The sequence below is a fragment of the Pseudomonas fluorescens genome (genome assembly GCF_001708445.1).
GTDB lineage: Bacteria > Pseudomonadota > Gammaproteobacteria > Pseudomonadales > Pseudomonadaceae > Aquipseudomonas > Aquipseudomonas gorinensis.
Window position 1 is genome coordinate 6,281,254 of sequence record NZ_CP015637.1, and the last position, 15,577, is coordinate 6,296,830.

Here is a 15,577-nt window from a genome sequence, read left to right on the forward strand (position 1 = left end):
GGCTTGTTGTGGCAAACGGGCTTCTTGTTGTGGTCAGCCCGCTCGCCACAGTAAGCCCGATCGCCACAGTTACTGGATGATGAGGTTATTGAACAGCAGGTCTTCCACCACCGGTTTGCCGGTTTCGTCGCTCATCACTTGCTGGGTTTGCTTGAGTGCTTCCTGGCGCAGCTTTTCCTTGCCTTCGACACTGCTCATGGTCTCGTTGGTCTGCTGGGTGAACAGTGCCACCAACTGGTTGCGAATCAATGCATCGTTGGATTTGACCAGCGCCGCCGCTTCGGGGCCGGTGACGCGCAGGGCGATGTCGGCCTTGTACACCTTGAGCTTTGCCGTGCCATCCAGGCCATAGTTGCCCACGAACGGCGGAGTCAGGCTGATATAGCTGACCTTCGGTGCCTCACCTTCTTTGGCTTCTTCGGCCTGGGCTGCCATCGGCAAGGTCAGGGCCAGCATCAACGGGATCCACGCTTTCACAGTTCATTCCTCACATTCGATTGCCAGGTAGCATAACGCTAGCAAGGCTGAGCACAAGCTTATGGCGACTTATCAGGCCAGGGCATGCTCGTTGACCCCCGGGCGTACCCTCCTACACTTATCGGCCACGACGCCAAAAGGAATAGTCCGATGAAAGCTGTGCTGTGCAAAGCCTTCGGCCCTGCCGAAACCCTGGTGCTGGAAGAGATCCCCAGCCCGGCGATCAAGAAGAACGAAATCCTGCTGGACGTGCACGCGGCCGGGGTCAACTTCCCGGATACCTTGATCATTGAGGGCAAGTACCAGTTCAAGCCGCCTTTCCCGTTCTCGCCGGGCGGCGAAGCGGCGGGGGTGGTCAGTGAAGTGGGCGAAAAGGTCAGCCACCTGAAGGTCGGCGACCGGGTCATGGCGCTGACAGGCTGGGGCAGCTTTGCCGAACAGGTCGCCGTACCCGGCTATAACGTGCTGCCGATCCCGCCGAGCATGGACTTCAACACCGCAGCCGCGTTCAGCATGACCTACGGCACGTCGATGCACGCCCTGAAACAACGGGCCAACCTGCAACCTGGCGAAACCCTGCTGGTGCTCGGCGCCTCCGGTGGCGTGGGCCTGGCCGCCGTGGAAATTGGCAAGGCCATGGGCGCGCGCGTGATCGCCGCCGCCAGCAGCGCCGACAAGCTCGCGGTGGCCAAGGCGGCCGGCGCCGATGAACTGATCAATTACAGCGAAGCCAGCCTGAAAGACGAGATCAAGCGCCTGACCGATGGCAACGGCGCCGATGTGATCTACGACCCGGTGGGTGGCGACCTGTTTGACCAGGCCATCCGCGCAATCGCCTGGAACGGCCGCCTGCTGGTAGTGGGGTTTGCCAGTGGGCGCATTCCCGAGCTACCGGTGAACCTGGCGCTGCTCAAAGGTGCGGCGGTGGTTGGGGTGTTCTGGGGCTCGTTCGCCCAGCGCCAGCCGCAGGATAATGCGGCGAACTTCCACCAGTTGTTTGCCTGGTACGCCGAGGGCAAGCTCAAGCCGCTGGTGTCGCAGGTGTATCCGCTGGAACAAGCCGCACAGGCGATCAATGATCTCGGCCAGCGCAAGGCGGTCGGCAAGGTCGTCGTCCAGACCCGCTGATAGCCACGTGAAATGCGATCAGTGTGGGAGGGGGCTTGCCCCCGATTGCTGTGGGTCAGTTGATGCAACTGTTGACTGAGTCACCGCCATCGGGGGCAAGCCCCCCTCCCACATTTGCTCTGCATTGGTCTGAGAAGCGCTAAACGACCACCACGTATCGATTATCGACATGTTCGTAAGAGAACACGCGCTTGCTCTGTTTTCTTGTGTTTGCACATAAGACGCGATGCTATTTTCGGTAACGAAACTGTAACATTCGCATCCGCAGTCAAAACAAGAAATCTGGAGCTCTTGAATGTTTGCTTTTTTTCGTCCTGCCGCGCACCAGGCACCCCTGCCTGAAGAAAAAATAGACAGTACCTACCGACGACTGCGCTGGCAGATCTTCGCCGGTATTTTCTTCGGATACGCCGGGTACTACCTGCTGCGCAAGAACTTCTCCCTGGCCATGCCTTACCTGATCGACGAGGGTTACACCCGTGGCGAACTGGGCCTGGCAATGTCGGCCATCGCGATTGCCTACGGCTTGTCCAAGTTCCTGATGGGCCTGGTATCCGACCGCTCCAACCCGCGCTACTTCCTGCCCTTCGGCCTGCTGGTATCGGCGGGGGTGATGTTCATTTTCGGTTTCGCACCTTGGGCAACGTCCAGCGTGACCATGATGTTCATTCTGCTGTTCATCAATGGCTGGGCCCAGGGCATGGGCTGGCCGCCAAGCGGACGCACCATGGTGCACTGGTGGTCGCAAAAAGAACGCGGCCGCGTAGTCTCGGTCTGGAACGTCGCGCATAACGTCGGCGGAGGCCTGATCGGCCCGCTGTTCCTGTTGGGCATGGCCTGGTTCAACGACTGGCATGCGGCGTTCTATGTGCCGGCAACCGTAGCGTTGCTGGTGGCGGCGTTTGCCTTCATCACCATGCGCGACACCCCGCAATCGGTTGGCCTGCCGCCGATCGAGCAGTACAAGAACGACTACCCGGAAGGCTACGACGCCAGCCACGAAGACGAATTCAGCGCCAAGGAAATCTTCGTCAAGTACGTGCTGCGCAACAAAATGCTGTGGTACATCGCCTTCGCCAACGTGTTCGTCTACCTCCTGCGCTATGGCGTACTGGACTGGGCGCCAACCTACTTGAAAGAAGCCAAGCACTTCACGGTCGACAAGTCGTCCTGGGCGTACTTCTTCTACGAATGGGCCGGTATTCCAGGCACGCTGCTGTGCGGCTGGATGTCGGACAAGATTTTCCGCGGTAACCGAGGCCTGACCGGCATCGTGTTCATGACGTTGGTAACCTTGGCCACCCTGGTCTACTGGCTCAACCCGCCGGGCAACCCGATGGTCGATATGATCGCGCTGTTCTCCATCGGCTTCCTGATCTACGGCCCGGTGATGCTGATCGGCCTGCAGGCGCTGGAACTGGCGCCGAAGAAAGCCGCCGGTACGGCAGCGGGCTTCACCGGCCTGTTCGGTTACCTGGGCGGTTCGGTGGCGGCGAGCGCGGCCATGGGCTACACGGTGGACCATTTCGGCTGGGACGGTGGCTTCGTGCTGTTGATCGGCGCGTGCCTGCTGGCCATCGCCTTCCTGATCCCAACCTTATGGCACACCAACAGTGTCAGCTCGGCGCGTTAATCACCTGAGCAATCCTTGGCACAACGCTTGAGCCGCGCCTCCAGATTCTTGTCTGGCATGGCGTGGCTACGCAGGGCGTTGACGGTCTGCTCGACATAATCGCGCGTAGTGCCGTAACGCCCGCAAGCGCTTTGCAATACGTGATTGAGCACGATATCGGGCAAGTTGCCGGCGTAGCTGGGTAAATGCCGCTCCAAGACAAACCCTAACGCCTGTACCTGGCTGCCATCTTCCAGGCGGCAACTGAGCCAGTGCGGCCGGTAGGAGGGGTATGGCATCTCGCGCTGCCACAGGGCATAAAGCGAGGCCTCCAGCTGATCTTCCGGCAGGCGATAGGCAAACCCGCTGCACGAACCGCCCCGATCCAGCCCGAACACCAACCCTGGTAGTTCCGGTGTACCCCGATGCTCGTGGGACCACAGGTACAGGCCCCGGTGATAACCGTGGACCCGTGCCCGCACGCGCTCGGTCGAGGAGCACTCAGGGCGCCAGATCAGCGAACCATAAGCGAATAACCAGACCGGCCCACCCTTATGCCTGGCCATGGTGGCCTGCATTGAGCTCATCAACTGTTCGTGAGTGAGTTGCGGCCCCAGATCGAGCCGCGGAGGGTAAGCCAATTGCAAAAGATCGGTTTCAATAACGGTCATGGCGGATCGCTTAGGTCTCCTGTGTTGCTGCGAAAAGCTGTTACCAGTTGTAAGCAACTTTACCGTAATAGAACGCGCCGCTGTAACCGTATGGCGAAAAAGTGCTATAGGCCAAATTCCCACCACTGCTGGCGAAGGCGTTGACCTTCTCCGGGTATTTATCCGTAACGTTGTCGCCGCCCAGGGTGAAGGTCCAGTTCTTCAGCTTGTAGTCCACCGACAGGTCGAGCACCCAGGCCGCCTTGAAGGTCTGGTCGTTGACCTTGTCGGCCTGGTAACTGGTGAATTCACCATAGCGCACCAGGTTGCTGTGCAACGCCCACCGGCCGAAGGTGAAGTCGTTACCCAGGCTCAGTTTGTGCTGGGGCGTGGTGTCGCCGAGCAAACCGATGCGCTCGCGACGGTCCACCCGCAGCAGGTTCACCCCCAGGCTATCGAGGACGGCCGGGTTGGCTTTCACGTCGGTGACCTTGGTGTGGTTGTAGTTGTAGCCCACGGTGCTGTTCCAGCGGATGCCGTTATCGAGTCGATAGCGATAGTTGGCCACCAGGTCGACGCCGTCGGTGCTGGTGTCGGTGGCATTGGTGAAGTACCGCGCACTGGTGTAGTTGATATTGCCCACGCCATTGGCCTGCAGGTAAGCAATCGCCGCCGGGTTGAGGTTCAGGTTGGACGAAAGGCTGATGCGGTCACGGATATCGATGCGGTACACGTCCAGCGTCACGGTCAAGTCATCGGCCGGTTCCAGTACCAGGCCGAGGCTGTAGTTGCGCGATTTCTCGGCCTTGAGGTCTTCGGCACCGAGCAGACGGGCGACCTGGCTGTTGGCCGGGAAGGTGCCGGCTTCCTGGATCGTACTGCCGATCAACTGCGAGGAGGTGTAGGCAAAGTTCTGCTGGGCCAGGGACGGTGCGCGGAAACCATTGGAAATACTGCCGCGCACAGCGACTTGCGGGGTGAAGTCGTAACGCGCTGACAGCGAGCCGCTGACATTGGAGCCAAAGTCGCTGTAGTCCTCATGGCGCACGGCAGCCGAGGCACTGAGTTTTTCGGTGAAGTTGGTTTCCAGGTCCAGGTACTGTGCCCAGTTATGCCGTGTGCTGGTGCCCGCATCAGCATCACGAAAGCCACCTAACCCCGAGCTGCCGGTCTGGTAATAAGAGGCGGGCTCTCCCGCCTCGATTTCATACCCCTGGTGCAAGTATTCACCACCAAACGCCACGGACACCGGGTAAGGCAGCCAACCCACGTCGAACTCGCGAGACAGGTCCAGGCTGATTTGCTTCTGGTCGTTGCTCAACGTGCCGTTATCGAACTTGCGCGGCGTGGCCAGGCCCAGGGAGGTGTTGATGGTTTCGGTGCTCAGCGCGTACTGGTTCTTGCCGTAATTGGCCGAGAAGTCGTAATGCCAGTCGTAGGCCAGCAAGCCGCGCAGGCCCACCACCAGTGAGGTGTCCTCCAGGTCGCCTTTGATCAGCGGCAGGTAGCCGTTGGGGTTGAGCGCCGGGATGTTGTTGGACGCATTGCTCGCCCGGTAGAACGCTGCCGTCTCGCCGCGTCGCTTGCTGTAACCGCCGAAAGAGTAGAACTCGGCCGCATCGTTGAAGGAATATTCGGAGTTGAACTGCAATTTGCCTTCATTGGTCGCAGGCTCGCCTTGTCGGAACACGCGCTGGCCGTAGGTGGTGGAACCCACGCTGCCCGGCCGGAAATCATCCCCGGCGCGGTTGGTGTAGTCGTTGTCGGCACCTTCGGCCGAGAGGTTGATAAAGCCGTTGTCACCCAAAGCCAGGCCAGTGTTGCCGCTGATATTGCGCTGGATGCCATCGCCCTTCTTGTATTCGCCAAACTTGGTGGAGATCGAGCCGCCATGGTCAGCGTGCTTGAGGATCACGTTGATCACACCCGCGATGGCATCGGAGCCGTAGCGCGCGGAAGCGCCGTCACGCAGCACTTCGATATGATCCACCGCCGACAGCGGGATCGCATTCAAATCCGCCGGGGCCGAACCACGCCCTACCGCACCGCCCAGGTTGACGAACGCACTGGTGTGGCGGCGCTTGCCGTTGACCAGCACCAGCACCTGGTCCGGCGACAGGCCGCGCAACTGTGCAGGTCGTACCAGCTCGGCACCGTCCACCAGGCTTGGGCGAGGGAAGTTGATCGACGGAATCAGGCGCGCCAGCACCGCCCCCAGCTCATCGGAGCCGGTACTGCGTAGGGTCTCGCCGGAAATCACATCGATAGGCGACAGTGAAGCGCTGGCCGTGCGCTCCTGGGCACGGGTACCGGTGACGATCACCGTGTCGAGTTTGGGTACATCGTCGGCAGGCGTTTCAGCCGCCTGGACTGGATTGAATCCCACAGCGGTCAGCAAATTGGCCGACAAAATCGCTGAGTACAGCGCGTGTTTCTTGTAGCTCCCCATACCGCTCCCCTTGGAATCAACACTCAGAACTTCATTGCGCTGAGTGCGTACGATCGATCCGGCTGGCGGGCGGTGGCGGTCAGTGATTGGTTAGTGTCTGTCGTTCGGTAGTCCGTTGATATATAGCTTAAAGATATCTATCAAATAAATTAAATACCTTAAAAGAATAAGCAAAAGTATAAGCCCCCCGCCCTTTCGTCAGGATTCAGGGCAGCAATCCCGCTACTTTCAGCCCCGGTTCAGCCTGGGCGCACGTCAAGCCGTCAAAATAGCGTGCACATCACGACCCACTTAGCCGCCTCTCACACCGACTATCGAGGTCGCCTCCATGAAAAAATATCGACTGCCCGGCCTGCTGTTCCTGGCCCAGGCCGCCACGGCCCTCGCTGCCGAAGCGCCGCCCGCCAATGACGACGATGGCTTCTGGTATGCGCAGACCAGTGTCTACACCCGCCACTTCGCGCCGGACCCGGACCACAATAACCAGCAAGACTTGATCGGGCTGGAACGCAATGAGCCGTCAGGCCTGGTATATGGCGGCGCGACGTTTCGCAACTCGTTCAGCCAGCGCTCGTACTACGTCTACGCGGGCAAGCGCTATGACATGGCTGAGTATCCGGTGTATGTGAAACTGACAGGCGGGGCGATCCAGGGTTATCGCGGCGAATATCGCGACAAGATCCCGTTGAACCGTTTTGGCGTGGCGCCGGTGATCATTCCGTCCGTGGGCGCCCATTACGGGCCGGTGGCGGCGGAACTGGTATTGCTGGGGTTCAACGCGGCGATGGTGACGACCGGAGTACGATTCTGAGCCGGCACAAACCATTGTGGCGGGTGGCTTGCTCCCGATAGGGAAGTGCCAGCCAGCTCATTTGGACTGATACACCGCTATGGGAGCACGTCGAATCGTCGCACCGCCCCTCCCACCGTTTGATCGCGTCAGGGCCGCGGGGCGTAGGCGAATACGTCGGCGCGCATCTGGTGCGCATCCATGCCGGCCTCCACCAGTGCGTCCAAGGTCCCGTAGATCATCGCCGGCGAACCGCTGGCGTAGACATGCACCGCCTTCAGGTCGGCAATGTCCTCGCACACAGCCTCATGCAACAGCCCGCAGCGACCCTGCCAGCCACACAGGTCGCTGACGACTTTGTGCAGGAACAGGTTGGGCAGTTGAGCCCATTGATCCCAATGCTCGATCTCGTAGAAGTCTTCCGGACGACGCACGCCCCAATACAGGTGCACCGGGTGCTTGAAGCCCGAGGCGCGGCAATGCTCGATCAGGCTGTGCATCTGCGCCATGCCGGTGCCGGCGGCGATCAATACCAGCGGCCCGTCTGGCAGCTCAGCCAGGTGGGTGTCGCCAAACGGCAGCTCAATGCGAGCCATCCGGTTGCGCTGCAACTGCTCCAGCAGGTTGCGCGCGCTGTCCTCACGGGCCAGCACGTGCAATTCCAGGTCGCGCCCGGCATGGGGCGCGGAGGCCAGGGAAAACGCCGACTTCTCGCCGTTCTCCCGCTCGATCATCAGGTATTGCCCAGCGTGGTAACGCACTGCCTTGCCGGCCGGGGCGCGCAGGCGCACGCGCCACACATCGCCACCGACCTCCACGCACTCGCTCAACTGGCACGCCAACTTGCGCAGCGGTAACTCACCCGGTGCTAGCACGCCATCCCACAACACCACACAATCTTCCAGTGGCTCGGCGATGCAGGTATAGAACTCACCATGGTCGCGCACCTCGCCGGCCTGCTGCACGCGGCCTTCCACCAGGAGCGCCGCACACACGTGGCACACGCCGTTGCGACAGGCTTGCGGGCACTCGTAGCCCAGGCGGCGGGCGCCTTCGAGAATTCGCTCGCCAGGGACCAACTCCAGTACCGCACCGGAAGGTTGCAGGGTTACACGCATCAATCTATTCCCAATTCTTTCCAGATCGCATCGACACGCGCCGTCACGGCTTCATCCTTGACGATCACCCGCCCCCACTCGCGGGTGGTTTCACCCGGCCACTTATGGGTGGCATCCAGGCCCATCTTCGACCCCAGCCCCGACACCGGCGAGGCGAAGTCAAGGTAGTCGATCGGCGTATTGTCGATCATCACCGTATCGCGCTTGGGGTCCATGCGCGTGGTGATGGCCCAGATCACGTCGTTCCAGTCACGGGCGTTGATGTCGTCGTCGGTGACAATAACGAACTTGGTGTACATGAACTGTCGCAAAAACGACCACACACCCAGCATGACCCGCTTGGCATGGCCTGGGTACGACTTCTTCATGGTGACAATGGCCATGCGGTACGAACAGCCTTCCGGCGGCAGGTAGAAGTCGGTGATCTCCGGGAATTGCTTTTGCAGGATCGGCACGAACACTTCGTTGAGCGCCACGCCGAGGATCGCCGGCTCATCCGGTGGTCGGCCAGTGTAGGTGCTGTGGTAGATCGGCTTGATTCGATGGGTAATGCGTTCAACGGTAAACACTGGGAAGCTGTCGACTTCGTTGTAGTAACCGGTGTGGTCACCGTAAGGGCCCTCATCGGCCATTTCACCGGGGTGAATCACGCCTTCGAGGATGATTTCGGCGGTGGCCGGTACTTGCAGGTCGTTGCCACGGCACTTCACCAGCTCAGTGCGGTTGCCGCGCAGCAGGCCGGCGAATGCGTATTCGGACAGGCTGTCCGGTACCGGCGTCACGGCGCCGAGGATGGTCGCCGGGTCGGCACCCAGCGCCACGGAAACCGGGAACGGCTTGCCCGGGTGCTTTTCACACCACTCACGGAAATCGAGGGCACCGCCGCGGTGGCTCAGCCAACGCATGATCACTTTGTTGCGGCCGATCACTTGCTGACGGTAGATGCCGAGGTTCTGGCGATCCTTGTTCGGGCCCTTGGTGACGGTCAGGCCCCAGGTGATCAGCGGGCCGACGTCGCCGGGCCAGCAGGTCTGCACCGGCAACATGCCCAGGTCGACGTCATCACCCTCGATGACCACTTCCTGGCACACCGCGTCCTTGACCACCTTGGGCGCCATGGCAATGATCTTGCGGAAAATCGGCAGCTTCGACCAGGCATCCTTCAAGCCCTTGGGAGGCTCGGGCTCCTTGAGGAATGCCAGCAGCTTGCCGATCTCGCGCAATTCGCTGACCGATTCGGCGCCCATGCCAAAGGCCACGCGGTCGGGGGTGCCGAACAGGTTGCCGAGCACCGGGATATCAAAGCCGGTCGGGTTCTCGAACAGCAGCGCCGGGCCCTTGTTACGCAGGGTACGGTCGCAAATCTCAGTCATTTCCAGCACCGGGGAAACCGGTACCTGGATACGTTTCAACTCTCCGCGCTGCTCAAGTTGCTGCACGAAATCCCGAAGATCCTTGAATTTCATTAACCATGCCACCCGTAAAATAGGCGTACATCCTACCTGCTCTGACCGCGGCTGGCAGCTTAATTGGCCGTCAGCCCCCGTGATTGCAGCGAACTGAACAGTGGCTCCAGAAAGGCTTCGATGTGCCGCGCACCGACCTCGGAGAGGTGATTATCATCGGTGTACAGCGCGCGACCATTGAGTTCGACCCGACATAGACCGTCGACGCCACACAGCAGGGGCGCCGGGTCCAGTACCGCCACGCCACTGTCGGCAGCCGCCAACTCGTCGAATAGCTGGGTGATAAAAGCCTGGCGCCGCTCATGCTCCTCCACCGCAAGCCCTTCTCCCTCCACCGGGCGGTGCATCATGGCCAGGCGACTGAGGCGGTAAGGCACGATGATTTGCTGCAGCGGGACTTCCTTGACCAACCACACGCGATGCCCGGCGGCGCGCAACCCCTTGATGCGCTCGCGCAGGCCCTCGGCGAAGCGTTGTTCGGCCACGGCGCGCACGTACTCACCGGTGCTCGGGTCCTTGAGCGCGTGCTCCTTGTCGCCCGACATTTGCCCATAGAGGTACAGGCTCCAGCGCGCCGCCAGTACCACATCACTGAACGACTGATCGGCCAAGGCCTTCTCGACGCGGCGATTGAAATGCGCACACCGAGAAATATTCTCCAGACCGTCCAAGGGCACGCAACCGGCGAAGCTGGCCTGTACCAGGCTGATGTCGTGGCGCTTGGCCCCATCCTCAAGCGCCGGAATCAACGCGGTGGCATGGCTATCGCCCCACACCAGCGCGGACACCGACAGACTTTTGGGGCCAAAGTGGCAGAACAGTCGCTCATCGGGCGTGTCCTTGTCCGCCAGGCAGGCCATGAGTTCCGGGCTCCATTTCTTAGCCTGGGCATACCGCAACGCCTGTTCGGACAAGCGTGAAGGCACGCCATCGGCTTCGCGCACCGCAAGGCCCGTCAAGCCCAGGCACAGGATGCCAGCCCCGGCAGCGGCCAGGATCGCCTTGCGCCCAGCCAGCAAGCGCTTTTCCCGAAACGGCGCCTCCACGAAGCGCCAGGACACATAACCCAGCACCAGGCTCAGCAATAACAACCCGGTCAGATCAAGCGCGCCCAAGCCATCAACCGCGGCATAGTTGGCGTACACGAACACCGGCCAATGCCACAGGTACCAGGAATAAGAAATCAGCCCCAGGCCCACCATCAACCGCGAACTGAGCAACCGCCCGACCCAGGTTTGCCGCTGCCCATTGGCCCAGATCAAACCAACCACACCCAGCACCGGCAGCAAAGCGGCGGCACCGGGGAATGGCGTGGACGCATCGAAAGCGAATATGGCAATCAGGATCAACGCCATGGACACCAGACTGACCCCCTGGGCGAGTGCCGGTGAAGCGCGCCAGTCACGCTTGGGCATCACCGCCAGCATCGCACCCGCCAGCAGTTCCCAGGCCCTGAGGTGTAGCAGGAAGAAGGCTTTTTGCGGTTGATGGTCGACGGCCCAGACGCTCAGGCCAAACGACACCAGCAACACCACGAACAAGGCCAGGCGCCAGTGTTTCAAGCGGCTGGAAAGCAGGGTCAGCAACAACGGGAAGAGGATGTAGAACTGCTCCTCCACCGCCAGCGACCAAGTGTGCAGCAATGGCTTGATGTCAGAGGAGGCGTCGAAATAACCGTGCTGGCGTGAAAAGAGCAGGTTGGAGGTGAATATCACCTGGTAGTGCGCCGACCGTCCCAGCTCTTCGTAGTCCTTGGGTGCCAACAGGAACCAACCCACTGCCAGTGTCGCGGCCATCATCACGAACAACGCCGGCAGGATACGCCGGGCGCGGCGAGCCCAGAAGTCGACGAAACTGAAACGCCCGGCCTGGCGTTCGCGCCAGATGATCGAAGTAATCAAAAAGCCGGAAATCACAAAAAAAACGTCTACCCCCACAAAGCCGCCAGTAACGCCTGGAACGCCAAAGTGGAACAGTACGACTGCAAGGACAGCGACAGCACGTAGGCCATCAATGTCTCTTCGGTAAGCAAGAGAGGTCATAAATCTAGAGTCAGCCAGATACGAATGGGGATGAGCGTAGCCTCGCTCACTTTTTTGTTTCTTAACTGACACTTGACGCGCTCAAACCTCCCTTTTTCGACACAAAAAAAATGGCGCCCCGGAGGGCGCCATTCTTACGGACCTGAAACGTCGTATTACTTACGTTTCATCGACAGGAAGAACTCGTCGTTGGTCTTGGTGGTTTTCAGCTTGTCGATCAAGAACTCAATGGCCGCAACTTCGTCCATTGGGTGCAGCAGCTTACGCAGGATCCACATGCGCTGCAGTTCGTCGTCGGCGGTCAGCAACTCTTCGCGGCGGGTGCCGGAGCGGTTGATGTTGATCGCCGGGAACACGCGTTTTTCCGCGATGCGACGGTCCAGGGGCAATTCCATGTTGCCGGTACCCTTGAACTCTTCGTAGATCACTTCATCCATCTTCGAGCCGGTTTCAACCAGCGCGGTGGCGATAATGGTCAGCGAGCCGCCTTCTTCGATGTTCCGCGCGGCGCCGAAGAAACGCTTCGGTTTCTCCAGGGCGTGGGCATCGACACCACCGGTCAATACCTTGCCGGAGCTCGGGATCACGGTGTTGTAGGCGCGAGCCAGACGGGTGATGGAGTCGAGCAGGATCACCACGTCCTTCTTGTGTTCGACCAGGCGCTTGGCCTTCTCGATCACCATTTCGGCAACCTGCACGTGGCGGGTTGGCGGCTCATCGAACGTCGAGGCAACCACTTCGCCGCGCACGGTGCGCTGCATTTCGGTAACTTCTTCCGGACGCTCATCGATCAGCAATACGATCAGGTGAACTTCAGGGTTGTTACGTGCGATGTTCGCTGCAATGTTCTGCAGCATGATGGTCTTACCGGCTTTCGGCGGTGCGACGATCAGGCCACGCTGGCCCTTGCCGATGGGAGCGCACAGGTCGATGACTCGACCGGTCAGGTCTTCGGTGGAACCGTTGCCGGCTTCCATCTTCATGCGCACGGTCGGGAACAGCGGGGTCAGGTTCTCGAAGAGAATCTTGTTTTTCGCGTTCTCGGGACGATCGAAGTTGATCGTGTCGACCTTGAGCAGGGCGAAATAACGCTCGCCTTCCTTCGGAGGGCGGATCTTGCCAACGATGGTGTCACCGGTGCGCAAGTTGAAGCGACGGATCTGGCTCGGCGAGACATAGATATCGTCTGGGCCGGCGAGATAGGAGGCGTCTGCAGAGCGGAGGAAGCCGAAGCCGTCCTGGAGAATCTCCAGCACGCCATCACCGGAGATTTCCTCGCCGCTTTTCGCGTGCTTTTTCAGCAGGGAGAAAATCACGTCCTGCTTGCGCGAACGGGCCATATTTTCTATGCCCATCTGTTCGGCCAATTCGAGCAGTTCGGTAATCGGCTTTTGCTTGAGTTCAGTCAGATTCATATAGGAATGACGTAATCATTTATGGAGGGGGGGGAAATTAAGCTTTTGGCTTAATGAGGCCGCGCCGCAGAGAAGGCGACAGGATCGCGTACTAATCGAAAGGAATGCGTCGGCGACGGCTTGCAGGGGGCAGTGGAGAAACCAGTGCGGGGCCGAATGTACCACCTGAGTTTCGGAGCGTCTAGCCCTGTTTCACGAAAAAGCCCCGCGATTTGCGGGGCTTTTTGCTGACGCTTAGATGTGCGCGTCGAGGAAAGCTTGCAACTGGGACTTCGACAGCGCGCCTACTTTGGTCGCTTCGATGTTGCCGTCCTTGAACAGCATCAGGGTCGGGATACCACGCACGCCGTGCTTGGCCGGGGTTTCCTGGTTGTCGTCGATGTTCAGCTTGGCAATGGTCAGCTTGCCTTCGTAGGTGGTCGCAATGTCGTCCAGGACTGGAGCGATCATTTTGCAAGGGCCGCACCATTCAGCCCAGTAGTCAACCAGCACCGGGCCAGCAGCCTTGAGTACTTCGGCCTCAAAGGTCGCGTCGGTGACGTGCTTGATAAGATCGCTGCTCATGGATGTCTCCGGATTGTAAGCAAAAAAAACGTTGCCCATCATAGCTGCCCTTCCCCCGTTCAGGAAGCCGTCTCTGATTGAGTCTTGCTATGGTGGTGCATGAGTTTGGGTATGGGCCCAACTCAGGGCGTTACGGGAGTCACAAAGGCAATGCCAGTACGCAATGCCGCGTTGCGCACGTGTTCCTGCATGGTTTTTTGTGCCGCTGCACTGGCGCGACGTGCCAGGGCACGCAGGATTCGACGGTGCTCCTGCCAGGTTTCCATGGCCCGCTCCGGCCGGATGAACGGTAGTTTCTGGCTCTCCAGAAACACCTCGGCGCTGGCGCTGAGTATGCTCACCATCGCCTGATTGCCGCTGGCCAGGAGGATGCGCTGGTGAAATTCGAAGTCCAGTCGGGCGGCAGCTTCGAAGTCACCGGCCTTGAGCACTTTGCGCATGGCCTCGACATTGTCTTCAAGGCTATCCAGCTCATCGAGGGTCAATGTCACTGCCGCCAAACCCGCCGCAAACCCCTCCAGCGCGTAGCGCAACTGGAAGATATCCAGCGGCGTGGCCTGGGCCGCGAAGGGCCAGGCAAATCCCGGCGACTCTTGTACCTCCTGCACAAACACGCCCTTGCCTGGCTGCACACTGACTACGCCCAAAGCACTGAGGGACGACAATGCCTCGCGCAAAGACGCCCGGCTCACGCCCAACTGCACTGCCAAGTCGCGCTGGGATGGCAATGCATCACCCGGCCCGAAGCCCTGCTCCTTGATCAGTTTACGGATGGCCTGCAGGGCCGCTTCCGGTACGGCTTGGGCGATGGAATTCATAAAAAACTCAAGGTTCCAGACAACTGAGCGGCTAGTTGTAAAGCTATTCGCAGCCGGCGGCAAGCTACGCCCCAAAGGGGCTCGCCAGGTTTTGTCGACGCCCGAAAAGGGTGCGAAATGCCTGCCAACTGTTCAGACCAGTAAGACCACTTAAACTCAACAAATCCGAGCGTTGCAGGCCATTGCGACGGTCATGGCATGGGCTGTGCACTGGGCAAATCCAGAAATTCCCTTCGCCCTTCTCGGAGAGTTGCCATGACCAAGCGCTACAGCGCCCTGCTCACTGCCCTGTTTGCCAGCCTGATGCTGAGCCAGGCACCCGCCCAGGCCAACGGTCTGGACGACATCGTCGCCCGTGGCACCCTCAAGGTCGCCGTGCCCCAGGACTTCCCGCCATTCGGTTCGGTCGGCCCCGACATGAAACCACGCGGCCTGGATATCGACACCGCCAAGCTGCTGGCCGACCAACTCAAGGTCAAGCTGGAACTGACGCCGGTCAACAGCACCAACCGCATTCCGTTCCTCACCACCGGCAAGGTCGACCTGGTGATCTCCAGCCTGGGCAAGAACCCCGAGCGTGAAAAGGTCATCGACTTCTCCAAGGCCTACGCCCCCTTCTACCTGGCGGTGTTTGGCCCGCCTGACGCCCCCATCGCCAGCACTAACGACCTCAAGGGCAAGACCATCAGCGTTACTCGTGGCGCCATCGAAGACATCGAGCTGACCGCCGTCGCCCCCAAAGAGGCAACCATCAAGCGCTTCGAAGATAACAACTCGACCATCGCCGCCTACCTGGCCGGCCAAGTCGACCTGATCGCAAGCGGCAACGTGGTGATGGTAGCGATCAGCGAGCGCAACCCGAAACGCGTGCCCGCGCTGAAAGTGAAGCTCAAGGATTCGCCGGTGTACGTGGGCGTGAACAAGAACGAGCCGGCGTTGCTGGAGAAGGTCAACCAGATCCTGGTCGCGGCCAAGGCGGACGGCAGCCTGGAAAAGAACGCGATGCAGTGGCTCAAAGAACCACTGCCTGCTGACCTCTGAAGCGGAG

13 protein-coding genes are annotated in these 15,577 nt (G+C 60.3%); 4 read left to right on the forward strand and 9 right to left on the reverse strand.

Annotated features, from left to right (window positions below; translation table 11 throughout):
• Positions 1-69 precede the first annotated feature (69 nt).
• Complete coding sequence (locus A7317_RS28140; RefSeq protein WP_024078010.1) at positions 70-477, reverse strand: flagellar basal body-associated protein FliL; 408 nt, start codon at positions 475-477, stop codon at positions 70-72.
• A gap of 150 nt (positions 478-627) precedes the next feature.
• Between A7317_RS28140 and A7317_RS28145 the strand changes: the two genes are divergently transcribed.
• Positions 628-1,605, forward strand: coding sequence for an NADPH:quinone oxidoreductase family protein (locus tag A7317_RS28145; protein WP_069077247.1), 978 nt, complete (start codon positions 628-630; stop codon positions 1,603-1,605).
• Positions 1,606-1,900: 295 nt separating this feature from the next.
• Positions 1,901-3,238: a glycerol-3-phosphate transporter gene (gene glpT, locus A7317_RS28150; RefSeq protein WP_024078012.1), complete on the forward strand. Its 1,338-nt coding sequence runs from the start codon at positions 1,901-1,903 to the stop codon at positions 3,236-3,238.
• On the opposite strand, the gene A7317_RS28155 is transcribed toward glpT, so the two are convergent.
• A complete protein-coding gene (locus tag A7317_RS28155; RefSeq protein WP_024078013.1) occupies positions 3,235-3,888 on the reverse strand; it encodes a gamma-glutamylcyclotransferase in 654 nt (217 codons plus the stop codon). The genes glpT and A7317_RS28155 overlap by 4 nt on opposite strands.
• A 40-nt stretch (positions 3,889-3,928) precedes the next feature.
• A complete protein-coding gene (locus A7317_RS28160; RefSeq protein ID WP_069077248.1) occupies positions 3,929-6,316 on the reverse strand; it encodes a TonB-dependent receptor plug domain-containing protein in 2,388 nt (795 codons plus the stop codon).
• Positions 6,317-6,644: 328 nt separating this feature from the next.
• Between A7317_RS28160 and A7317_RS28165 the strand changes: the two genes are divergently transcribed.
• Positions 6,645-7,127 carry a hypothetical protein gene (locus tag A7317_RS28165; RefSeq protein ID WP_024078015.1) on the forward strand — a complete coding sequence of 161 codons (483 nt, stop codon included), beginning with the start codon at positions 6,645-6,647 and terminating at the stop codon, positions 7,125-7,127.
• A 128-nt stretch (positions 7,128-7,255) separates the two neighbouring features.
• Here the strand turns inward: A7317_RS28165 and A7317_RS28170 are convergent, their stop codons facing one another.
• From A7317_RS28170 to A7317_RS28195, 6 genes are all read right to left on the reverse strand, one after another.
• Positions 7,256-8,224, reverse strand: a complete 969-nt coding sequence (locus tag A7317_RS28170) for a CDP-6-deoxy-delta-3,4-glucoseen reductase (RefSeq protein WP_024078016.1) — start codon at positions 8,222-8,224, stop codon at positions 7,256-7,258.
• Positions 8,224-9,690: a 4-hydroxy-3-polyprenylbenzoate decarboxylase gene (gene ubiD, locus A7317_RS28175; RefSeq protein ID WP_024078017.1), complete on the reverse strand. Its 1,467-nt coding sequence runs from the start codon at positions 9,688-9,690 to the stop codon at positions 8,224-8,226. Before ubiD ends, A7317_RS28170 begins: the two co-directional genes overlap by 1 nt.
• 59 nt (positions 9,691-9,749) lie before the next feature.
• Positions 9,750-11,732: an acyltransferase family protein gene (locus A7317_RS28180; protein ID WP_069077249.1), complete on the reverse strand. Its 1,983-nt coding sequence runs from the start codon at positions 11,730-11,732 to the stop codon at positions 9,750-9,752.
• Between the two features lie 155 nt (positions 11,733-11,887).
• A complete protein-coding gene (rho, locus tag A7317_RS28185; protein WP_017845130.1) occupies positions 11,888-13,147 on the reverse strand; it encodes a transcription termination factor Rho in 1,260 nt (419 codons plus the stop codon).
• Positions 13,148-13,381: 234 nt separating this feature from the next.
• On the reverse strand, positions 13,382-13,711 hold the full coding sequence (trxA, locus tag A7317_RS28190) for a thioredoxin TrxA (protein WP_024078019.1): 330 nt from the start codon (positions 13,709-13,711) through the stop codon (positions 13,382-13,384).
• Between the two features lie 122 nt (positions 13,712-13,833).
• Entirely contained in the window at positions 13,834-14,529 is a 696-nt protein-coding gene (locus A7317_RS28195) for a FadR/GntR family transcriptional regulator (protein WP_024078020.1), read from the reverse strand.
• A 255-nt stretch (positions 14,530-14,784) separates the two neighbouring features.
• On the opposite strand from A7317_RS28195, the gene A7317_RS28200 reads away from it, so the two are divergent.
• Complete coding sequence (locus A7317_RS28200) at positions 14,785-15,570, forward strand: transporter substrate-binding domain-containing protein (RefSeq protein ID WP_069077250.1); 786 nt, start codon at positions 14,785-14,787, stop codon at positions 15,568-15,570.
• The last annotated feature ends 7 nt before the right edge of the window (positions 15,571-15,577 follow it).